Annotated in this window: 21 protein-coding genes and 1 riboswitch; of the genes, 3 read left to right on the top strand and 18 right to left on the bottom strand. The window is 44.3% G+C overall.

All coding sequences use genetic code 11. The features are described from left to right. Window positions 1-32 precede the first annotated feature (32 nt). The 5 genes from GPM24_RS21555 to GPM24_RS21535 form a co-directional block, all read right to left on the bottom strand. A complete protein-coding gene (locus GPM24_RS21555; protein ID WP_158829736.1) occupies window positions 33-491 on the bottom strand; it encodes a DsrE family protein in 459 nt (152 codons plus the stop codon). A 13-nt stretch (window positions 492-504) separates the two neighbouring features. Continuing rightward, on the bottom strand, window positions 505-1611 hold the full coding sequence (locus tag GPM24_RS21550; protein WP_158829734.1) for a c-type cytochrome: 1107 nt from the start codon (window positions 1609-1611) through the stop codon (window positions 505-507). A gap of 94 nt (window positions 1612-1705) precedes the next feature. Continuing rightward, on the bottom strand, window positions 1706-2230 hold the full coding sequence (locus GPM24_RS21545) for an NUDIX domain-containing protein (protein ID WP_158829732.1): 525 nt from the start codon (window positions 2228-2230) through the stop codon (window positions 1706-1708). 186 nt (window positions 2231-2416) lie between these two features. Further along, a complete protein-coding gene (locus GPM24_RS21540) occupies window positions 2417-2647 on the bottom strand; it encodes a hypothetical protein (protein WP_158829730.1) in 231 nt (76 codons plus the stop codon). Between the two features lie 45 nt (window positions 2648-2692). Beyond that, window positions 2693-3082: a YidH family protein gene (locus tag GPM24_RS21535; RefSeq protein ID WP_158829728.1), complete on the bottom strand. Its 390-nt coding sequence runs from the start codon at window positions 3080-3082 to the stop codon at window positions 2693-2695. 101 nt (window positions 3083-3183) lie between these two features. Between GPM24_RS21535 and GPM24_RS21530 the strand changes: the two genes are divergently transcribed. Further along, on the top strand, window positions 3184-3873 hold the full coding sequence (locus GPM24_RS21530) for a VIT1/CCC1 transporter family protein (protein WP_199269828.1): 690 nt from the start codon (window positions 3184-3186) through the stop codon (window positions 3871-3873). Between the two features lie 23 nt (window positions 3874-3896). On the opposite strand, the gene GPM24_RS21525 is transcribed toward GPM24_RS21530, so the two are convergent. From GPM24_RS21525 to GPM24_RS21465, 13 genes are all read right to left on the bottom strand, one after another. Further along, the gene (locus GPM24_RS21525) at window positions 3897-4232 is read right to left on the bottom strand and encodes a YnfA family protein (RefSeq protein ID WP_233268931.1); all 336 of its coding nucleotides are present in this window, start codon (window positions 4230-4232) and stop codon (window positions 3897-3899) included. A 23-nt stretch (window positions 4233-4255) separates the two neighbouring features. Then, window positions 4256-4876, bottom strand: coding sequence for a phosphatase PAP2 family protein (locus GPM24_RS21520; RefSeq protein WP_158829723.1), 621 nt, complete (start codon window positions 4874-4876; stop codon window positions 4256-4258). A 2-nt stretch (window positions 4877-4878) separates the two neighbouring features. After that, window positions 4879-5292, bottom strand: coding sequence for an EamA family transporter (locus tag GPM24_RS21515; RefSeq protein ID WP_158829721.1), 414 nt, complete (start codon window positions 5290-5292; stop codon window positions 4879-4881). A 1-nt stretch (window position 5293) separates the two neighbouring features. Further along, on the bottom strand, window positions 5294-5911 hold the full coding sequence (locus GPM24_RS21510) for a phosphatase PAP2 family protein (protein WP_158829719.1): 618 nt from the start codon (window positions 5909-5911) through the stop codon (window positions 5294-5296). 11 nt (window positions 5912-5922) lie between these two features. Then, on the bottom strand, window positions 5923-9042 hold the full coding sequence (locus tag GPM24_RS21505; RefSeq protein ID WP_158829717.1) for an efflux RND transporter permease subunit: 3120 nt from the start codon (window positions 9040-9042) through the stop codon (window positions 5923-5925). A gap of 6 nt (window positions 9043-9048) precedes the next feature. After that, a complete protein-coding gene (locus GPM24_RS21500) occupies window positions 9049-9963 on the bottom strand; it encodes an efflux RND transporter periplasmic adaptor subunit (RefSeq protein ID WP_158829715.1) in 915 nt (304 codons plus the stop codon). Window positions 9964-9968: 5 nt separating this feature from the next. Further along, window positions 9969-11183, bottom strand: coding sequence for a TolC family protein (locus GPM24_RS21495; RefSeq protein WP_158829713.1), 1215 nt, complete (start codon window positions 11181-11183; stop codon window positions 9969-9971). A 74-nt stretch (window positions 11184-11257) separates the two neighbouring features. After that, window positions 11258-12229, bottom strand: coding sequence for a YncE family protein (locus GPM24_RS21490; protein WP_158829711.1), 972 nt, complete (start codon window positions 12227-12229; stop codon window positions 11258-11260). 56 nt (window positions 12230-12285) lie between these two features. Continuing rightward, window positions 12286-13545 carry a sensor histidine kinase gene (locus tag GPM24_RS21485; RefSeq protein ID WP_158829709.1) on the bottom strand — a complete coding sequence of 420 codons (1260 nt, stop codon included), beginning with the start codon at window positions 13543-13545 and terminating at the stop codon, window positions 12286-12288. Next, window positions 13529-14218 (bottom strand): response regulator transcription factor, encoded by a 690-nt coding sequence (locus tag GPM24_RS21480; protein ID WP_158829707.1) that lies wholly within the window; start codon window positions 14216-14218, stop codon window positions 13529-13531. Before GPM24_RS21480 ends, GPM24_RS21485 begins: the two co-directional genes overlap by 17 nt. 241 nt (window positions 14219-14459) lie before the next feature. Further along, complete coding sequence (locus GPM24_RS21475) at window positions 14460-15857, bottom strand: voltage-gated chloride channel family protein (protein ID WP_158829705.1); 1398 nt, start codon at window positions 15855-15857, stop codon at window positions 14460-14462. Window positions 15858-15864: 7 nt separating this feature from the next. Next, window positions 15865-17142 carry a phosphopyruvate hydratase gene (gene eno, locus GPM24_RS21470; protein ID WP_158829703.1) on the bottom strand — a complete coding sequence of 426 codons (1278 nt, stop codon included), beginning with the start codon at window positions 17140-17142 and terminating at the stop codon, window positions 15865-15867. A 359-nt stretch (window positions 17143-17501) separates the two neighbouring features. Next, window positions 17502-17567: riboswitch (Fluoride riboswitch) on the bottom strand. Between the two features lie 173 nt (window positions 17568-17740). Then, entirely contained in the window at window positions 17741-17896 is a 156-nt protein-coding gene (locus tag GPM24_RS21465; RefSeq protein ID WP_158829701.1) for a hypothetical protein, read from the bottom strand. Between the two features lie 117 nt (window positions 17897-18013). Here GPM24_RS21465 and GPM24_RS21460 point away from each other — a divergent pair, with 117 nt between their 5' ends. Together GPM24_RS21460 and GPM24_RS21455 are read left to right on the top strand one after the other, a co-directional pair. Beyond that, window positions 18014-19555, top strand: a complete 1542-nt coding sequence (locus GPM24_RS21460; protein WP_158829699.1) for a Fic family protein — start codon at window positions 18014-18016, stop codon at window positions 19553-19555. Between the two features lie 279 nt (window positions 19556-19834). Continuing rightward, window positions 19835-20956 (top strand): sulfite oxidase, encoded by a 1122-nt coding sequence (locus GPM24_RS21455; RefSeq protein WP_233268930.1) that lies wholly within the window; start codon window positions 19835-19837, stop codon window positions 20954-20956. Window positions 20957-21085 lie beyond the last annotated feature (129 nt).

Here is a 21085-nt window from a genome sequence, read left to right as displayed (position 1 = left end):
GATGTTTTATATAAATTGAATGAGGGTACTGGTTAAGGATGCACGGTGGCCCAGCCTTCGTACTGGCGGATGATGATCTCACCGTTGCCGCTCGGCACATAAGAGATAAATGGGAACAGGTCAGCTTTATCGATCTTCCTTTCCTTAATGGTATTATCACATTGTGCCAATACCACTCCTTTTGCCTGGAGGTCCTTTAAACTTTGCTCATAAGCACTACTTTTCATGTAAACAGCTACACCGTCACCAAAAGCGATCAGCTCAACATGGAGTTTGCCCTTCAGCCTTGGATCTTCCAGCGCATTATTGATGTTTCTTAATGTCCCCTTGATCTTTTTGTCATCGCCGGAATTGATGATATAAAGCGCATTGTAATGCTTGAGCTTTGCAGTTGCGCCGGTGAAGACGGCGGGATCGGTTTGTTGTGCTTTGACATTTTTTGCAAAAGCGGTGAGCGCAAAGGCTGCTAAAATGATGATGTACTTTTTCATGTTTTCTATTTGTTTATGATTTTTTACTGGTTAATTCTTTTTGAGCGTCTTTAATGGGTTTGAACGGCCCGTATTTATGCTGTTTCTCGCTAAACTGGTCGGCATAAGGCCCGAACGGAAAATCTATCGGTTTCTTCTTCAGGTCTTTCCAGTCATTACGTTGATCCTTATGAGGGCGCGGCTGGGAGTTAACGAAGGCACCAACGTTCCATGCTTCTTCATCTGTTAATTGCGGACTATGATATGAAGCGCCATACGGCATATTATTTTTTACAAAACCTGCAAAATTGGTCAGCCTGTACATACCTGCGCCATCGTTATAGCTGTGCTTCCCCCATAATGGCGGGTTGGCGTAAGTTTTTTTATCAGCATTCAGCAGGCCCTCGCCATTAGCACCATGGCAACTTTGGCATTTCATCATAAACACTTCCTTACCCTTGGCCGGGTCTGCTGCCTGATCCATGAATGCCAGCTTTTCTGTTGCATTTCCGAATAGTTTCTGACCTTTCTTTACGTCCTTACCGACCCACTTCATATAAGCCAGCATGGCCTGAATCTCTTTACTGGAAGGGTTAGGCACTTTACCGGCCAAACTACGCTCGAAGCATTCAGCGATGCGTTCTTCGGGCTGCTCCACCCGGCCGCTCCTGTTGCTCAGTTTTGGGTAACTGGCAATAAAGCTGGCATAATTATTACCGAAAAGGCGTGACCCGGCATCAAGGTGGCAGTTCTGACAATTCATCCCGTTCGTGATCTTCGCGATGCTGCCTTGAGGGCCAAAATAACTGGCGGTATGTGCGACCAGCTCCCTGCCATATTTGATCATCTCGCCATCTTTACCTGCCGGGATAGTATTTTCATCAGGGGCTTTCCATGCATCAGCCGGAATAGGGCGTGGTGTAGTGCCGGCAGAGGCTTCAGTAGATGGAATGGTAGCAGGCTGATCGGATCTGCCATTTACCTGTTGGGAATCCTTACCAGGTTTATGGTCAATCGGTACGATCAATGTCACGATCACTACTATTATACAAACCGCAAACAAAACACTTACGGTTATTAAGGCTTTTGATACCTTGACCAAAGCTTTGGTCACTTCTCTATTTTCGTCTTCCTGTTTCATTTTGCTTATTGGTTGATACATCAAAAGTACAAGCGCAAAAGGCTGAAATTATATCACAAAATATGATGATTGATAATCTGTGGTTATTGATCATTTATTGATGATCATTTTTTGGCTGGTAAAATTCATCTTCTTCCATCAGGGAATGTAGAGTTCTTTTCCAAACAGAATATAGCTCGCCGCCGGAAGCGCTGAGGATTGCCTTACCTAAATTGCTTTTCACAAAAGATGCGGCCTCATCTAAGGCTACCCATTGGTATTCATCAGCCTCCTCATCAGGAAAGCAAATTTGTTTGACCTGGTCGGAGGTTATAGGTTTGGCTTTGAATATCAGGTGTATGCTATCACCATAAATAACCCTTTCACCCATTACCGGTTCCGAATAATATACATGGAACAGGCATTCTATATTTGGCGTGATACCAGTTTCCTCCTGACATTCACGGATAGCACCTGCCATTGGGTTTTCTCCAGATTCCACGATGCCTCCGGGTAATGTCCATCGTTGAGTCGATCTTTTCCTGATAATCAAATAGAGATCGTTGTACGGAATCAATACACAGGCGGCTATTGTTTTTCGCGGAAGTCCTTTGTAATATTCTTCAGGGGCTATAATCATACGATAAGATCTTAAAAGTTTCTACATGCAGGTCTTCGGATCCAACGCTACTTTTTTTACTAATGCATACCTGATGTGATTCGGCACGAGATACATATGCGTTAATTAAGCTGTCGACAACAGACGCTTGTACCACATTACAGGTATAAAATTGAAGTCAATGATTCGATGTTAGGTAGACCACGGTCAGGAGTTTTTACGATAGTGGTCTTCAATAGCCTGCCCAATAATATTGGCAGATTCTTGCGAAATATCGCCGTTAACAATGCTCCATGAGTTATCCCCATTATTGATCAGGGTGATCGTTCCGTTACCTGTCTCAACTACAAATGTTTCGTCCAGGTGTGTTACGTTATAATGCAGTTCGGATCCGCCTGCCAATGTAGCTGTTATAACAATTTGTGATTCTACTCCCATGTTTTATTAACCTTAAACCATTGTAATTGTTCAGACGAAAGGTTTTCAGAGATTCGGTAACAGATACCAAAGCAGCAGCGCGCTGACGAGCACTATCCCAACAGTCAGCAAAAGCGATAGGGCGAATGAAGGAAAATAGGCGTTTCTAAGCAATTGTTTTTCAATACGTCGATACCTCAAATAACTTAATAAAGCCATCAGGGCACCGATAGCGACGAGTATGATCCCGATGGTTGCGGAAAAGCCTTTGCCGGGCAGTACGACCTTATCAGTAATAACGAGGGATAATTGCTTGACGAACAAACTGAATTTCACCACCACAAAGCCAAAACCCATTAATGCTATGCTGGTTCTTATCCAAGCCAAAAATGTGCGTTCATTGGCCAGATGGTCACCGGGATTGATGGTTTTGTTAGATTTATCATTGATTGCCATCCATTGACAACTAAAGTAAGTGCTTTTTGTTCAGAATATTAAGACCAATCATAAATTAAAATGATTATTAGTGTTTTATACCGTAGTAGGTATTTTTGAAAATGCATCGCGAACATCACGTCAACAGCTCGGAAACTATTAGGGACATTGTAATTGGCATGTCTGACGGATTGACTGTACCCTTTGCTTTGGCGGCAGGTTTAAGCGGTGCCGTAAATGCTTCCGGGATCGTCGTTACCGCAGGTATGGCCGAAATCGTGGCAGGTTCAATTGCGATGGGCCTCGGCGGCTTTTTAGCCGGGAAGACGGATGCCGATCATTATCGCTCAGAACTTAAACGGGAATATGATGAAGTAGAACGCTTACCTGAACAGGAAAAAGAGGAAGTTAAGCAGGTATTTGCCGGATTTGGCCTGTCAAATGATCTACAGCTGCAGATCGCGAATGAAATGTCGAAAGACAAGGATAAGTGGGTAGAATTTATGATGCGCTACGAACTTGGTTTAGAAAGGCCTGATCCCAAGCGGGCTAAGAAGAGTGCATTGACTATAGGGGCTTCGTACATCGTCGGCGGTATTATACCGCTGTCACCTTATGTCTTTATCAGTGACGCTACCCAAGCTTTAAGCGGATCATGCATAATAACGCTGATCGCTTTATTTATTTTCGGTTATTTCAAGAGCAAACTTACAGGGCAGCCACCTGTTAGCGGCGCGATCAAAGTGGTTGTGATAGGCGCTTTAGCTGCCGGAGCTGCGTTTTTATTAGCAAGGGCTATTAATCAACATTAAAGATCGTAAAGATCATAACCCATTTATTGGTTTCTAGGCATATAAATAATTATGCAAGCACCGATCACAGCGATCAGGGAACCAATGACGTCCCAGCGGTCAGGCTTAAAACCATCTACTTTCCAGGCCCAAATGAGTGCCATTAATATAAAAATACCTCCATATGCGGCATAAGCCCGACCAAAGCTTACTGTTTGCCAGGTCGCGACAACGCCATACATGGCCAGGATAAATGCGCCTATCATGCCATACCAAACTGGTTTTCCCTCTCTTAGCCATTGCCAAACGAGATAACCACCACCGATCTCGAACAGCCCGGCAAGTACAAATACAGATACGGATCTAAGCACATTCATCATCGTTAAAGGTAACTATTATATTATTACAGCAATACTTGGTGCTTTTTTGCAACCGAATTGACCAATTGAAATGCCAATAAACTCATCGCGCTACTTATGCCTATGCCACCAAACACATCGGAAAGATAATGTGCACCTAAATAGATTCTGCTAAACCCAACAAATACGGCCCAAATGTAAAATATCAAAATTGTTTTTCTACAGCCTGGAAAGGTCAAGGATAAAACGGTTGCCAGGAAAAAAGCATCGCAGGTATGTCCCGATGGGTAAGACCATCCGCCAGCCGGGCCTAATACATGAACATTCATCAGGACGTGGAAAGGTCTTTGTCTTTGAACAATAAATTTCAATACGGTAGCTGCTGTGGCAGAGAAGACAGCGGCAGTCACTATCACCAAACACCTATATTTCAACGCCTTCTCTGTAGTGAACAGGGAAACGATAAGTGCGATAAAACATATTCCATAGGCAATTATACCGGCTGCATTGGTAACAGTTAGCCAAAATAAGTCCCTCGTCGGGTTATGAAGGTGATTTAAAAATAAAACGATCGTTTTATCCTCATTGTAAAATAGGGTGGCAAGCACTATTGATGAGCTTACGCAGAACAGGCATAACAATCCGGCATTTTTACGAGAGATCATAACTAAAATATCATTACGAAAGTTCCGCAAATAATAAGAGCCGCGCCGAGGGCGGCTTTAAGGGATACGGTTTCTTTAAGAAAGATGACCGAGAGGATAATAGTAAGCGCCACGCTCAACTTATCTACAGGAGCAACCTGAGAAACCGTTCCCATCTGCAATGCTTTGTAGTAAAAGATCCATGACAGGCCAGTTGCCAAACCTGACAGCCCGAGGAATATCCAGGTGTTTCTGGATAACTCTGCCATACCTTTAACTTCGCCGCGCGCCAATGCTATCCCCCAGGCTACAAAAAGTATCACTATCGTACGGATAGCGGTCGCAAGGTCCGAATTAACATTCTTTACGCCGATCTTGGCAAAGATGGCAGTGAGGGAAGCAAAGAATGCTGATAATAAAGCGTATATCCACCACATTTTAATTGATCTTTTTATGTTTACTTAACCATTTATTAGCCTTATAGGTAATGTATGCTGAGGCCGATCCCAATAAAGCACCGCCCAGCACATCACTGGGATAATGAACGCCGAGATACATACGCGAATAGCCCACCGCTGCTGCATAACCATAGGCAGGGACAATTACATACCATTTAGGAAAAGACAGGCTCAATGTCGTAGCCGTAGAAAAGGCAACTGTGGTATGGCCAGACGGCATGCTATAATCCGACGGGAACTGTTTGGCAAAAATCACGTCGCTGTGGTTAACAAATGGCCGGTCACGATGTATTACAGCCTTGAGCGTAGTGCTCAATATCGCCGAACCGGCCAGGGCTCCCAGCGCTACGTAAGATTGCTCTTTCAGATTTTTATCATGACCGATCTGCCCCGCGACAAACAGAGTTACAGGGGTAGCAATTGCGATGGGTAGCGCACTATTGGTTACTGCGCGCCACGTGGCGTCTGGTCCTGGGTTTACCGGGCCATTAATGCTTTCCAGTAAACGAAGGTCAAGACTTTGCGCACGGGCACAACTTACCGATAGTAATAACAAAAGAGAAAGCCATATCCTATTTAAAAACAGTATTTTTATCATGTCGGGTGATTTTAAATTTTATTGGTTTTTAGATGCTTTCGGTAGCCAAGCCTGATCAGGGAAGGAAATACAAAAAGCAATAAAGGCAGCGCTGCTAAAAAACCACCAATAACGGCAACTGCTAACGGCTGCTGCATCTGAGCACCTAAGCCAATACCCAGGGCCAACGGCATCAACGCCAGAATGGCACCGATGGCAGTCATTAACTTAGGGCGGATACGCAAGCTTATCGCGTAATTGATGGACGTATCTACGTCGCCAGAATCTGACAGGTTGAACCGGAATTGGTTAAGCGTAAAAATGGCGTTCTCGGCGATAATACCGACGATCATGATTATCCCAGTATAGCTGCTTACATTTAACGGAATATTGACCAGGTAGAGGGCCAAAATGCTGCCGCATATTCCAAGAACCGAGATCAGGATGACAAGACCGGCCAGGAACCAATCTCTGAATAGAAATAGTAATACCGCAAACACCAATACCACGGCAAGTCCAAGGATCAGCAGTAGTTCATTGAAAGATCGCTGCTGTTCCGAATATGCGCCGCCGTAGCTGATAAAATAACCTTTAGGCAAATTCAATCCGGCTGAGAGTTTTTGTTGTATCTCTTTGATCGCACTGCCAAGATCGCGGCCGTCCAACCGGGCTGTTAAAATAATGTTGGATTTAAGATCTTCGCGCGTTTGCTGCACCTCGCCGGGCAAGACATTGACCGTGCAGAAAAAAGACAATGGCCGTGTTTGTCCGTTTGGCAAAAAGATAAGCTGCTTTTTGAGGTGTTCAAGGTCATTGTCCTTAAAATTGGTAAAGCGCAGTAATATCTTGCGCATCTGCTGCCCGTCCTGCAAATCGCCGATCTGTATACCCCCTGTCAGCGCAGCCTGTGAGGCCGAGGGCTCCGCAATGGCAGCGTTCATGCCCAACGGTACGCCCCCGGTATATGCCGATAATTGCATCTGGAAATCGGTCAGGGAAATTTTGAACAGGTCCAGTTTGTCCTGATCAGGAACGAATTCCAGCGAGGGGCCGGCAGGGATCAAGCCATCGTCAAGGTCGGCCACACCGCTGATCTTTTGCAAAATACCAGTCGCTCGTTTATCCAGTTCCTGAAGTTTGGTATAGTCATCACCGAATATCTTGATCTCGATCGGTGCAGGTGTGCTCATCAGGTCGCCAAGCAGGTCGGAAATACGCTGGCCGAAAGAGATGTGCATCAGCGGCACATGTGCAGCTATTTTATCCCGGAGCTCGCTGATCACTTCGTCTGTAGTTTTATTTCTATCTTTTTTAAGCTGAATAGAATAGTCGCCAAAGTTAGGCTGCGTAGTTTTAAAGGCCATCTTAACACCTGTACGACGGGAATAGGTTTCCACTTCGGGCTGTGCCGTAACGATCTTTTCCATCTGCCGGCATAGCCGGTCTGTTTCTTCTAATGAAGTGCCTGCGGGCGAAAAATAGTCCAGTACGATAGTTCCTTCATCCAGGTTCGGTAAAAAACCAGTTTCCAGTTTAGCGGATGCGATGTAGGCAGACAGGCCCAGTAACGCAATAAACAACAGCGCAAATACTGGTTTTTTAAAGGTGCGTGTTAGCCAGGAAAGCTTATCGTTCGTGAAGTCGTTATGTTGATGTTCACTGCCTTTATGCGGCCGGTAACCTACCACCAGGTGCAAGACCGGCAGAAGAAGCCAGGTAACCAGGAACGAGCATACCAAAGTGATCTGCATGGTATCAGATAGTTCTTTAAAAAAGCTACCTGCCAGTCCGCTCATCAGCCTGAACGGGAAGAAGATGACGATGGTTGCAAGTGAGGAACCGATCATAGCGGGGAACAAGGCCTTGATCGCATCTATCACCACATCAAAAATATTTTTTTCGGGATATTCTTCATGTTCCCGATGTATCTGTTCAATGATGACGATGGCATCATCGATGATCAGTCCCACCGAGGCAGCGATAGCTCCAAGCGACATAATGTTAATGGTGATACCGGCCAGGTAAAGTACCGTGATGGTAAAGCCCAGCGTAACAGGTATGGATAGCATCACCGCCAAACTTGACCTCCAGGATCTCAAAAAGAAGATCATGACGATAACGGCAAGGATCAATCCTTCGTAGATCGTTTTGATCACGCTGTGAATACTATCGCCTACAAAAGCGCTTTGGTCGTAATATGGCGTAAGTTCATAATCGTCGGGTAAAGCTTTACGTACTTCGTCGGCTTTTGCAGCCGCATCTTTTGCAAAGTCAATAAGGTTTACTCCGGGCTGCTTAACCAAGTCTATCTGAATGGCGTTCTTTCCGTTAGCGTTGACAATAACAAATTCCTGTTGCTCCTGCACATCTACAGTGGCAAAATCGCGAAGTTTGATCAGTCTTGCGCCATCATTACGAATGGTCAGGTTAGAAAGGCCGTCTACATCCATTACACGAGTATCCGTGAGGGTTAGGTACATCCGGTTAAAATCAGCCAGGTTACCATTGGAAAGGACGTAGTTATTGTTGGCAAATGCTGTTTTAACTTCAGATGGTGTGACACCCAATGCAGACATTTTAACGGCATCGGGTATGATGACGAACTCTTTGGAACGTCCGCCTCTTGTCACCACATTAGCGATGCCTTTGATCCTTGAAAATATGGGCCGCAATGTAAGGTAGGCCTGGTCTTTTAAAGCGACTTGCCCATGGGATTTGCTGGATAGCGTATAGCCATATACGGGGAAAAGCGATTGGTTCATCGCTTCGATGGACATGTTGATGCCAGGCGGCAAAAAGTTTTTGATCTCATTCACCCGGCTCTCCATCTGTGTTTTTTGTGCGTAAGTATCCAGGCCCCAGTCAAAATAAACATCTATGGTTACGCTGCCCCGGCTGGTACTGCTTTTTACAATAGTTACACCCCGAACTTTTTTAACCGCGCTCTCTAAGGGTTTGGTCACCGTCAGCATCATCCGGTCAATGGGTAATTGACCTGCCTCGGCAATGATGGACACACGCGGGAACAGCACCTCGGGAAAGAGGTTGGTTTGCATATGCGTATAGCAATAGATGCCCGCAGCCAATAATATGGCACCCACGAATAAGATAGGGCGGGAAAACTGCCGGAAATAATTTTTCTTTTCTGTCATGTCCGGTTATTTAGTAACAGTTACCAAGGCAGTGTCGGCTAAACCATAATTACCAGTGATCAGGATCTTATCACCTTTTTGAAATGTGGGAGAAAGGATCTCAATAGACGCATTATTCTTACTGCCGGTCTTTATCGGGACTTTTACTGCTGTGCTGTCATTAACCAATTTCATTACCCAAAAATTTTTCAGTAGCTCGTCGCTAACCACGCATGACTTGGGAAGTATTTGCTGGTTTCCCGGTGCAGAGCGATCAAAGGAAACCTTCGCCAGCAAATTTTCGGGCAAGAATAGATCCTGATCGGGCCGGGCAAGCAAAACTTGTGTTTGTTCGGTCGCGTTCATGGTAGCCAGTGGCGTGGTAATGGTAGCTTTATATACCGTGTTATCGGGAAGGGTGATCAAACATTTCTTGCCCGGTTTAACCAGATTTGCATATTCATAAGGGACGTTGACCTGGAAAGCCAGATCATTACTGGCGGCGATCGTGCAAAGCTGGGTACCCTCCAGTACGTACTCCCCGGTTTGCTGCTTATCAAATGTGGTAATGATACCCGAAGCCGGCGCAGTGACGGTGATCAGTCCGAAGTTTTTTAGTGATGGGTCTACTTTTTTAATATCCGAACCCAATGCTTTACGCTCCTTAGATTCCAATAAATAAAGCGGCTGCCCTTTCCGCACATGATCGCCTAACTTAACATAGACACTGGTAATAAATGCTGCGATGGAGGAGGTAACCATGTTTCTTTTAAGGTAAACCGAAGTGCCGGAAAGCACCAGGTCATCACTGATGGTACCAACCCCGATCCGGGTTATCTGAACAGCGGTTTTTGGCCTGGCTTCGTTAGCCGGAGCAGTGTTATTGCTGTGGCAGGCGGCGAGTGCCAGCAAAAGGCTTAAAAGAATGATGTAATTTTTCATAAGCATTACCAATTCCAGTAATTATAGGCGTTGATCAATAAGTTTCGGTTGGTTTCCAGTTGCAGCAGGTCACGCTGTGCTGTTGTGCGGTTCTTCAGAACATTAATAAAATCGATCACCGACAGCTGGGCCTGGATGATCTGTGTGCGGTAGCTACTTAGAAGAGACTCGTAATCGCTCAGCTGTTTTTGCTGGTTTTTTACCCTGCCATCGTAGGACATCAGTTCATCCAGCGCCTGCTTTTTACGAAGATCATTTTGCAGTTGCGCGGTACTTTTATTAAAAGCGACGGATCGCAGCTGTAGCGTCGTTTTACGACGGCTGATCTCTTTCTGATGTCCATCCAGGATGCTCCATGTCAGGCTTAAACCTGCGGCCAGCCCGAAACGATCATAAACATTATTGAAATGTGTGGCATTAAGCCCCGTATTGCCAAAAACACTTATTTGCGGCCGGTATTTGGTTTCAAAAGCATTTTGGGTCGCAACCAGACCAAGGCTATCCAGCCTGAATTTTTCCAGGTATGCGGATCGGTCAACCGGTGTTTTTAATTTTAGTTCCAACGCGGCCAATTCCACCTCCGTTGTATCACGGCTGCCGCTCATGATCCTCAATTCCAGCAGGTTCTTGTGATAAGCTGCCTGATAGGTCAGTAAAATATTCTGGTTGTTTTCGTATTCGATATTTAATAAGATCAGGTCGGAGTTTTTAAGCAAACTGGCATTCACAAGTTTTTTGACGATCAGCCGCTGCTGGTCTATGATCTTCATATTGGCGGTGGAATTACTTACCTGCTTTTTATCGAGCAGGCATAAAATGTATTGATCAGTAATGGCCTTTTCCAGATCGTGCCTGGTTAACTTTACAGTGTTTTGATCGATCTGTGCGTTAACCAGCGACTGCGCTGCCAAAATATCGGCCCGCCGGCCTGCAAACAAAGGTTGGTTCGCCACCAGTAATCCTTGTAAGCTTCCGCCATTGGTTGTACCAAGGTCGTATCCGTAATAATTGGTAGCGCCGCTGGAATTAATATCAAAGCCCTTGTGTCCGGCATCGGTAACATATACCGGGGCGAAGAGATAATTAGCATTAAGGCTCAGTTGTAATTTGGTGGTTAATGCGCGTATCCGTTCTGCTTCTGCCTGATTGACCACTTGCTGATTCCTGGCATTATTGAGCAGTGGGCTATTGGTATAACTCAGCTCAAGGAAATCATCCAACTTTGACTGCGCCTTTAGTGATCCTGAGAAAAGGCACATTAGTATAAAAAAGATGAATAGGTATCTCATAGTCATTACATCGGTTGGTAGATCCGGATCGCGGCAGGTTGATCGCTCGTCTGAGGCTCTGCGAGCACATAGCGATTGATCTGGGGGATGAATAATGACGTACCTGCACCAACCCGCGTTGTTAACTGGCCAATGCTGGCCAAGCGTTGTTTATCAACCCCAATGATATCTATAAACCCTTCGCCACAAGACACATAAAGCTGTTGACGCTTTGGGTCAAGATAAATGCCATCCACATCTTTATGTATGGATATTGAGCCTGCTTGCTTTTCGCTTGAAACATCGTATACAACCAAACGACCACCAGCACATCCTATATAGAGTAGCTGGTGTTCGCGGTCAAGCACCATAGGCACATTGTCGTTTAATGGGGATACCTTCCATTTGGCAATGATCTTCGACGTTTTGCGGTCGATCACCTGCACCATCTCTTTACCCGGTACATTAACATAGATGCACTGGGCGGTCAATTCAAACTGTTTGGGGAAGCCCGCCAGCGGGATCTGTCCAATGATCGTTTGCTGCCGCAGGTCGATAATTCCGATAGCGCCGAAAGTATCGCCAACACCTACAAAAAGCTGATGTGTTTGGGCATCATACCTTAAATTATTGCATTTTTCCCGGAAAGTATAAGTTTTAACGGTTTGAAAGTTATGGCTGTCAACAGCGCTAACCTTACCATCTTTACCCGTTGCTACATAAAGCAACCCTGTTTCATGATCGAAAAAGCACCACTTGGGTTCATTAAAGCCAGACAGGCTTTTGATCAATTTACCCTTTTGCAGATCGATCACTTCCACTGAATGATCGTCCTGAGCTGAAAGAAAAAGGCGATGACCACCAATATCATAAGCCATCAGGTCAAAGCTTCCTTTAACGGCTGGAAGGGTTATCGTACGGACTAATTTGAGCTTTTCCTGTGCATTTGCTGCACCTGTTAATAATAAAAATGATAGCAGTAAACCATATCTTTTCATAATGTCGCTTTAACCAGATCAAATGTGGCCGGACATTCTGAAAAATTTCTGAAATGCTAAAAAACGATAGCGAATTGGTGCTTCTGTTCCCTGAACTGATAGTGTAACTTCAACTGATAAAGCTGGCTGATCTCGTGAGCTATGGCCAAACCCAGACCAACGCCCTGGCGATTAGTGTTCTTTTTTCCGAACCGGGAAAACAGTTGGCTATGATCGAACGAAAGCGGTGTACCCGAGTTTTCGATCAAAAAACAATGATCGGTAATGGCAATATGGATATGTCCTTTCGCGGGTGTGTGATGAACGGCATTGGTGATGAGGTTGGAGAGTAATATTTCTATCAGGACCGGGTGTCCCTGCAGCATTCTATCTGCATTCAGATAAACAGAAAGGCTGATCGGTTTGTCATCGATCAATGCCTGAAGGTGGTCAAGTATCTTGGCTACGGCCGTTTTTATGCTCACTTCAACCAGGTCAGGGAATTGTTGATTTTCTATTCTGGATAACAATAGCAAACTCTGGTTTAAATGTGTTAAACGCTCAATTACCTCATATGATGATTGCAGGTGATGCGCTTGCTCTCTGGTTAGGCCCTGGGATTGAAGCAGCAGATCAAGTTTAGACTGTAAAATGGCCACAGGTGTTTGCATTTCGTGCGAGGCGTTCTCAATAAAGTTTTTTTGATCTGAGTAGGTCTTTTGATTTTTATTGACCAATTCGTTCACTACCCTGTTCAACTGGTCGAACTCCATGACCCCCGAATCCGTATAGATCAAGGTTTGCTCTTTATCAACCTCATAGTTTTGAAGCCAGTCAATGATCTGGTCAAATGGGCTCCATATTTTTTTAGATATATTCCTGTTGATCAGTAGCCATCCGATGAAAAGGATGATCAGCAAGATTCCTTGTACTTCAGCAATGCCAACAATGAGATCCTGGCTTTCGACTAAAGATCGGCGAATAGTAGCACGATATCTTCTATGATTCACTTGCAGCGATGTTGCCAGTTCGCGGTATGGTTCCATTTCATGCGCTAAGGTGTCCAGATACAGTTTGGGGTAAATAGAATCGCGGAGTGGTGGCGCAGATGCCCCGATCTTAACATCGTTATCCATAGCCAGCCATAGTGCAATGTCCCGCTCGCTCTGTAACTTTTTAGTCCTGATGATCAACTCCTCTTTCCGTAACCTTAAAGCATCATCTATATCCTGATAATACAATTGCTCGATCACAAAATAAAAAAGGGGGATGCTCACCAGCAGTACAACAATGGCGTAACCCAGCAGTATCCTGGAGGTTTTAGTCAATAGCTTCATCGCAGTCAAGTTTATAACCTACACCATAAATGGTTTTAATGTAGTCACGGCAGCCCGCATCGGTCAATTTCTTTTTCAGGTTTTTCATATGGGCATACACTACATCGTAACTACGGAAATAGCCACTTTCATTTTGGGACAGGTGCTGTGAAATGGCCGATTTTGAGATAATACGTTTTCTGTTGGAGATCAGAAACAACAGCAGGTCTAATTCTTTCTTGTTTAATACAAGTGCTTTATCATGCACAAATACCATTTTATCTTCGACTTGTACACGCAGTTCATTATGCACAAAAACTTCAGCGCCACTAAAATTTCGGCGGCGGATGATCGCATGTAGCCTGGCGCTTAATTCTGCCAGATGGAATGGTTTAGCCAGGTAATCATCAGCACCAAGCTTAAGGCCGTTTAATTTATTATCCAATTCATTGAAAGCTGAAACGATTATTACGCCATCATCTTTTTTAAGCTTTTTTATCAATTTAACAAGATCAAAACCGTTACCGCCAGGTAGTGAGATGTCAAGTATGATACAATCAAAAATATCATTTATGATTTTTTCACAGGCGGTTTCGTAGTCATTAGCTACTTCGCAGCGGTAGCTCTGACCGGTCAGGAACAAACGGATGCTTTGCAACAGTTCCGGCTCATCTTCAACGATCAATATTTTCATAATTAAAAAAACTTTATTTCCACTAATAGGCGAAAGCTATATAAAAAACAGAAAAGCATCAGCCTTTAGCGCGTTATACTCCCTCAGTTATGCTTCCGATTAGCAGACGGTTCAATCCTTTTCAACCCTGTGTTCCCGCCATGATCATTTCTGTGGTGTAAAAGCCCTTCCGGCCGTACTTTTCCTTTGGCTGCACGTATCTGTAGTTTTCCAAAAGCCTGTTCAACTATCGCCGCTTTACTCATGATTTTTCTTTTTTAAAAGAGATCCGGTATTTGCTTAATTTCCGGTGTAAATAGCCTCTTCGCGTCATAGCTTCTGAAAGCGTAGCCTCATGGGCATAGTGATCATCGGATATTTTAGGAACAGCAATGCGCTGCGCACTGTAGATGCCTGAATGCCCACTAAAGATATATGCGGTAAAACAAGCTACGGCAAATAGTAGCGCATGTTCACCACCAAAAAGCTCGATACCCATAAAAGTACAGGCAAGTGGTGTATTTGTAGCACCGGCAAACACTGCGATAAATCCCAATGCGGCAAAAAGGCTTACAGGGGCATTTAACACTATCGATAATGTATTTCCTAATGTTGCCCCAATATAAAATAGCGGGGTAACTTCACCTCCCTTAAACCCGGTGCCTAAAGTTACGGTGGTGTAGATGGTTTTCCAGAGCCAGCTCCAGGTATCCGAGCCGCCGTTGTGGAAAGCTGAGGGGATAGTTACTGCCCCAGGATGCTCCGCATCAATACCTAAACCTAAATAATCAGGCTTGCCGTTAATAAAATAAAGGCCGATGATAAGCAGGCCGCCAAATACCGGGATCATCCATTTATGCTTAAAAAGTTTAACGCAGATAGTCTTGATCTCATGCACCATGCCGGCAAAAAGATAACTTGCCAGTCCAAATGCCGCGGATGCCAGGATAACCTTTAATAACAACAACAGATCAAAATGAAACAGATCGGACACTATAAGCGGCGCATAGGCCGGTAGGGTGTCGATGTGGTAATGCACATGGGTAACATGCCAGGCGGATACGGTCATATCGCCGACAACAGCAGCGATCAAGGCAGGAATTAATGCGTCATATTGTATCTTACCGATAGTGAGCACTTCCATCGCGAATATAGCACCAGTAACAGGGGTGCCAAAGACAGCGCCGAAACCTGCTGCCATACCGGCGGTTAATATCATACGCATATCGGGGCCTTTCAATTTGAACCAGCTACCAAACATAGAAGCGATACTGCCGCCTATCTGCACCGCAGTACCCTCACGTCCGGCTGAGCCACCAAATAAATGAGTGATAACTGTGGTGATCAGAATAATAGGGGCCATGCGTTTAGGTACACCTCCACCCGCTTCATGGATCTGTTCCATGATCAGATTATTTCCTTTTTCAGAGGATTTACCTACCGATTGATATATGAAATGAATAAGTATCCCGGCTAATGGCAACAGGAAGAGCAGCCAAAAATGCGCGAAGCGAAAATGAATGGCGGCGCCCAAAAGCCATAAAAAGAAAGCGATCATACTGCCGACCATCAGCGCTATAGGGATTACCAGCACCGTCCATTTAAAGAGCTGTTTTAGGATGGCGTAATGTTCTTTCAGGTTTATCGTATTGTCGTCCATTTTCCGATCATATTTTAAAAGTTTCTATTCCAGCGAACGACGCTTTAGCGCCTAATTCTTCTTCTATACGTAGTAACTGATTGAATTTAGCGATCCGCTCGGAACGGCACCCGCTACCGGTTTTGATGTGCCCCGCGTTAGTAGCTACTACGAGATCTGCGATGGTTGTATCTTCGGTTTCACCGCTCCTGTGAGAGATGAAGCAGTTATAATTATTTGCCTGTGCCAGTTTCACAGCTTCCAGCGTTTCCGTAATGGTGCCGATCTGATTTAATTTGATCAACACACTGTTACCAATACCCTCCTTGATCCCTTCGGTGATGATGGCAGGATTAGTGCAGAAGATATCGTCACCCACCAGTTCAACTATATTACCTAAAGCAGCTGTCATTTGTTTCCAGCCCTTCCAGTCATTCTCGCCCAGTCCATCTTCTAATAATACAATTGGATACTGCTTGATCCACCTATCCCACAACATAACCAATTCTTCGGTAGTGATCTGACGCTGATCGCTTTTATAAAACAGGTATTTACCGTTTTGCCACATCTCGCTGGTGGCGGGGTCAAGGCAAATTGAGATATCCGCGCCCGGTTTGTACCCCGCTTTCTGAATAGCTTCCAGTATCACCTCCATTGCTTCTTCGTTAGATTTTAAATTTGGGGCGAAACCGCCTTCATCACCTACACCGGTATAGTAACCTTTGCTTTTAAGGAGGCTGCGCAAGCTATGAAATACTTCTTCCCCCATACGGATGCTTTCCTTAAAGGACGGCGCATTGTGCGGAGCGATCATGAATTCCTGGAAATCGATATTATTATCAGCATGTCTGCCGCCGTTGATAACATTCATGCACGGAACAGGCATTGTATAAATATCTCTTTCGATCAGCTGACGATATAGAGGGATGTTTTTTGAAACAGACTGTACACGCGCAAAAGCAATAGAGGCGGCCAAAATTGCATTGGCTCCTAATCGTGATTTATTTTCAGTACCATCCAACTTAATAAGCAACTCGTCAAATGTTTTCTGGTCAACAAACTCCGTGGCCGACATAACTTCTGCAACCTCGCCATTCATTTGAGCGACGGCCTTTTCGACACCTTTCCCGTTATAGCGTTTAGCGTCGCCATCACGCAGTTCAACCGCTTCCTTTTCTCCGGTACTGGCGCCTGATGGTGATATTCCCCTTGCTTTTGCCCCGTTTTCGAGTTCAATCTCAGCCTCCACTGTAGGGTTGCCACGCGAATCCAAGATTTCTCTCGCTTTAAATTGTTTGATTTTCATATATTAAGATATTTAAGATTTATCAATGTGATACAGACACACCAGGCAATAAAAAGGATCGCAACAGCCAAAATGGTCCCCACGGGCCGGGTACGCGCAAAGATCAGTACGAAAATAGCTGACAGTATCATGCCCCCGCTGATTTCTGTTAAGAGCTGAAGTAATTTATTGTGTCCGCCACCTGAAAAAGAATTGATGAGGATGAAGCTCTCCGCTTTACCAAGGCTTAGCCCAAAAAGGAATAATGGCACCAGGTAGCAACCTAAACCGGCAGAATTTTGCTTAATAATGTAAAAGAGAGACGCTGATCTTTTCACCTACAAATAATTTTACGCGCAAAACCTGCATGGTCTTGTGCAATATTTGTAGACGTCATCAGCACGAGGCGGTTATTTTAAACGGAAGACATCATTTCCGTTTTAAGATGAACAAAGATATATATTAATACTGTAATATACTAATGGCCTGAGTATTAATTAAAAACCGTCATTTAGATAAAGGATGGAGAATGGTCCCTTTTTCACCCCTATCCGCAAAGATATCCCGCCGCCGGGATAAAAAGTCAAGGCTATACAAGCGTGGCTCGGGTTGTCCGCTTTCAGCGGATGCGCCACGGCCTTGACATTTTAACCGGCTCGCGCGGTTGGTTGCTTAAGCGATGAATAAGGAATGGTGAGTTCAATTGCATGGCGGCCAGCGAGAAGAAGTCTATTAATTTTGAAGTCTCTATTTCATTATACGCATAGATAGACATACTATAAAAATTTATTTAGGGTGAGATTTTTGTCAAAAAACGCCATTTAGGGTGAAATTTTTGCTTTTTAGGGGTTGTTTCATTAGTTTAGGGTGAAATTTTTGCAGCATTTTGATTATGGATAAGAGTTTGCCATTGCATTTACAGGAAATTATTTTTTCAAGCAGTGAACCGGGCCTAAGCAGGCAGATCGGCCAATTGGTAAAAGAAAAGAAACTTCGTAAGTTGCTCCCCCGCGTTTATACACCGAATTTTACTGACTCTCCGGAAGAAATTGTCAAAAGAAACCTGTTTTCCATTATCGGCCATTTATATCCGGGAATAATACTAAGTCACCGTTCGGCACTGGAGTTTAAACCAACCAATACCGGTGATATTTTTTTGACTTACAGCTATAAGCGAAAGTCAAAAGTTCCAGGAGTAACCTTAAATATTATGGACGGGCCTCATTATATTGATGGCGACAACCCGCTCACTCTAGGTTTATATGTTTCGCAACAGGCACGGGCGTTTCTCGAAAATTTTCAGGATTCCCGAAAACCCGGACCTGAATCAAAAACTTTAACCATACCTGAACTGGAAGAACGATTGGAAAAGATAGCAAGGGTAAAAGGTGAGGCTGGGTTGAATGAACTAAGAGACAAAGCAAGGGAGATTTCGGGCAGAATAGGGATGGTAAAGGAGTTTAATAAAATGAATAAGCTGATCAGCGCTTTACTGGCAACTGGCCATGCCAACATTTTATCATCGCCCATAGCTATTGCCCGCACATTCGGGCATCCTTATGACCCGAATAGAGTATCACTTTTTGAAAAACTTTTTGTAGAGTTACAGCAGGATGAATTTCCATCTTTACCTGAGGAAAATTCATCAAGTTATACCTTTCGGAATTTTGCATTTTTCGAGGCTTACTTTTCAAACTACATAGAAGGGACAGAATTTGAAATTGGCGAAGCGAAGAAAATCATTCAGACAGAAACACCACTGCCAGCCCGCGACGAGGATTCGCATGATATTTTGGGTACCTATAAGTTGTTGAGCAACTATCAAGAAATGTCAATTATCCCGCAAACTGCAGAACAGTTGCTGCATGTTCTGCAGTATCGCCATAAGATTTTACTTAGTGCCCGTTTATCAAAGAAGCCGGGAGAATTTAAAGATAAGAATAACCGAGCAGGCGATACTTTTTTCGTTGACCAAAGCTTAGTAAAAGGAACGTTGACAAAAGGTTTTGACTTTTATAGGAATTTGAACGATCCTTTTGCAAAAGCAGCCTTCATGATGTTTATGATCAGTGAAGTCCATCCATTTCTGGACGGCAACGGCCGACTGGCTCGGGTGATGATGAATGCAGAATTGGTAAAGGCGGGACAAACCAGGATCATTATACCAACTGTTTACAGGGAAGATTATATGGGAGCGCTACGTAAATTAACACGCCAGCAAATACCATCCGCCTATATTCGTATGTTATCCCGCGCCCAGCAATTCAGTGCGACAATTACTGGTGCAAACATGGATGAAATGCAATATCAGTTACAAAATGCCAATGCTTTTTCAGAGCCGGAAGAAGGAAAACTAACATTTCAACCAGTTATGTACAATAACGAAGTATCAAAGGATGAAGATAAGGAAAGACACAGGGGATTTAAGCGATAAAATATTGATAAAGTTAACGCAATCATCTCTACATGATATACCATGTCAAGGGGATTTATCTTTTCTTATTAGTGTTCGTGCCTGCGTTATGCATATAATTTAAGCAATTAAGAGGCTGAATTATTGGTAACCCTTGAGCCTATTGCCGCAAACAAAATGTAATACCAAACCTTAACTACTTATCACTCAAATCAAAATTGATCAATTATGGACAAAGGGCAAAACAGTGAACCGAACGGCAATGGAAGACGTGCTTTCCTGAAGGGAACGTTTCCTGTCATGGCAACCGCATTCATTCCGGGTATCGCTTTAGCAAAAAACACAAATAACGCAGCTGAACCATCATTCCCGGGCTTGATCATCAGAGAAAAAGAACCGGTCAATTTTGAATTTCCTTTTCCGATGCTATCAAGCGCAATCACGCCAAATAACCAATTCTTCATTCGAACTCATTTTCCCATTCCGAAATTGCAGGCAAAAGAGTGGAAAATGACGATCGGAGGGCATGTTAATAAAGAGATTACACTAACCTATGATGAGTTACGTGCATTGCCTGCTAAAAAAGTGATGGCAACATTGGAATGTGCCGGAAACGGGCGAGCCAACCTGGCTCCAAAGGTGAAAGGCTTATTGTGGGAACAGGGTGCCGTCGGAAACGCAGAATGGACCGGCGTACCACTTTCTGTATTATTAGAAAAGGCCGGGGTAAAGCCGGGAACAGTAGAGATCATTTTGGAAGGCGCAGACAAAGGTGAAGTCTCGGAAGAACCCAAGTCTCCCGGCGCTATCCACTTTGCCAGAAGTTTACCACTTACTAAAGCGATGCAGGCGGAGGTGGTCATTGCCTATCAAATGAATGGAAAAGAGCTTAGCCCGGAGCATGGGTACCCGGTAAGGGCTATCATTCCGGGCTGGTATGGTATGGCTTCCGTAAAATGGCTTACCAAGATAGTAGCAGTGGATAAACCGTTTGAAGGTTATTGGCAAACCCTGGAATATGCTTACTGGAAACGCACTGATGACCAGCCGACACTGACCGCTGTGACCGAGGTACAGGTAAAAGCGGAGATTGCCAGACCGGCTCTAAGTGAGGTGGTGCCCGCTGGAAAAAAATACAGGGTGCATGGTGCTGCCTGGTGCGGAGAAAATGAAGTAGCAAAAGTTGAGGTAAGCTTCGATGAAGGTATAACCTGGCAATCGGCAAAGTTATTAGGCAAGTCCGTTAGGTTCGCATGGCGGCTTTGGGAATATAACTGGCAGGTTCCGACGGGACAACAGCGGCGTAAGTTAATGTCAAGAGCAACGGATAGTAATGGAAATACACAGCCCATGCAGCATGATAAAGATCGGAGAACTTATATGGTAAACAAGATCGTAACGGTTGAAGTGGAAGTGCAATAGAATATTGCCAGGTGAATATCCTATGGTCTATTCTAAACATAAATAATTCCGATAAAATTCAATTTATCTTATTCAACAATAACGCAAAGATAGCCCACCGCAGGGATAAAAAGTCAAGGCTATACAAGC

This window comes from Mucilaginibacter lacusdianchii, from assembly GCF_009770985.1.
GTDB classification, from domain to species: domain Bacteria; phylum Bacteroidota; class Bacteroidia; order Sphingobacteriales; family Sphingobacteriaceae; genus Mucilaginibacter; species Mucilaginibacter lacusdianchii.
The sequence above is the reverse complement of the archived record's forward strand: the minus strand, read 5'-3'. Positions and strand labels throughout refer to the sequence as shown.

Coding starts and splice junctions, on each gene's coding strand:
- GPM24_RS21555 (WP_158829736.1), bottom strand. CDS start 491: ATGAAAAAGTACATCATCATTTTAGCAGCCTTTGCGCTCACCGCTTTT.
- GPM24_RS21550 (WP_158829734.1), bottom strand. CDS start 1,611: ATGAAACAGGAAGACGAAAATAGAGAAGTGACCAAAGCTTTGGTCAAG.
- GPM24_RS21545 (WP_158829732.1), bottom strand. CDS start 2,230: ATGATTATAGCCCCTGAAGAATATTACAAAGGACTTCCGCGAAAAACA.
- GPM24_RS21540 (WP_158829730.1), bottom strand. CDS start 2,647: ATGGGAGTAGAATCACAAATTGTTATAACAGCTACATTGGCAGGCGGA.
- GPM24_RS21535 (WP_158829728.1), bottom strand. CDS start 3,082: ATGGCAATCAATGATAAATCTAACAAAACCATCAATCCCGGTGACCAT.
- GPM24_RS21530 (WP_199269828.1), top strand. CDS start 3,184: ATGCATCGCGAACATCACGTCAACAGCTCGGAAACTATTAGGGACATT.
- GPM24_RS21525 (WP_233268931.1), bottom strand. CDS start 4,232: ATGATGAATGTGCTTAGATCCGTATCTGTATTTGTACTTGCCGGGCTG.
- GPM24_RS21520 (WP_158829723.1), bottom strand. CDS start 4,876: ATGATCTCTCGTAAAAATGCCGGATTGTTATGCCTGTTCTGCGTAAGC.
- GPM24_RS21515 (WP_158829721.1), bottom strand. CDS start 5,292: ATGTGGTGGATATACGCTTTATTATCAGCATTCTTTGCTTCCCTCACT.
- GPM24_RS21510 (WP_158829719.1), bottom strand. CDS start 5,911: ATGATAAAAATACTGTTTTTAAATAGGATATGGCTTTCTCTTTTGTTA.
- GPM24_RS21505 (WP_158829717.1), bottom strand. CDS start 9,042: ATGACAGAAAAGAAAAATTATTTCCGGCAGTTTTCCCGCCCTATCTTA.
- GPM24_RS21500 (WP_158829715.1), bottom strand. CDS start 9,963: ATGAAAAATTACATCATTCTTTTAAGCCTTTTGCTGGCACTCGCCGCC.
- GPM24_RS21490 (WP_158829711.1), bottom strand. CDS start 12,229: ATGAAAAGATATGGTTTACTGCTATCATTTTTATTATTAACAGGTGCA.
- GPM24_RS21485 (WP_158829709.1), bottom strand. CDS start 13,545: ATGAAGCTATTGACTAAAACCTCCAGGATACTGCTGGGTTACGCCATT.
- GPM24_RS21480 (WP_158829707.1), bottom strand. CDS start 14,218: ATGAAAATATTGATCGTTGAAGATGAGCCGGAACTGTTGCAAAGCATC.
- GPM24_RS21475 (WP_158829705.1), bottom strand. CDS start 15,857: ATGGACGACAATACGATAAACCTGAAAGAACATTACGCCATCCTAAAA.
- eno (WP_158829703.1), bottom strand. CDS start 17,142: ATGAAAATCAAACAATTTAAAGCGAGAGAAATCTTGGATTCGCGTGGC.
- GPM24_RS21465 (WP_158829701.1), bottom strand. CDS start 17,896: ATGTCTATCTATGCGTATAATGAAATAGAGACTTCAAAATTAATAGAC.
- GPM24_RS21460 (WP_158829699.1), top strand. CDS start 18,014: ATGGATAAGAGTTTGCCATTGCATTTACAGGAAATTATTTTTTCAAGC.
- GPM24_RS21455 (WP_233268930.1), top strand. CDS start 19,835: ATGGCAACCGCATTCATTCCGGGTATCGCTTTAGCAAAAAACACAAAT.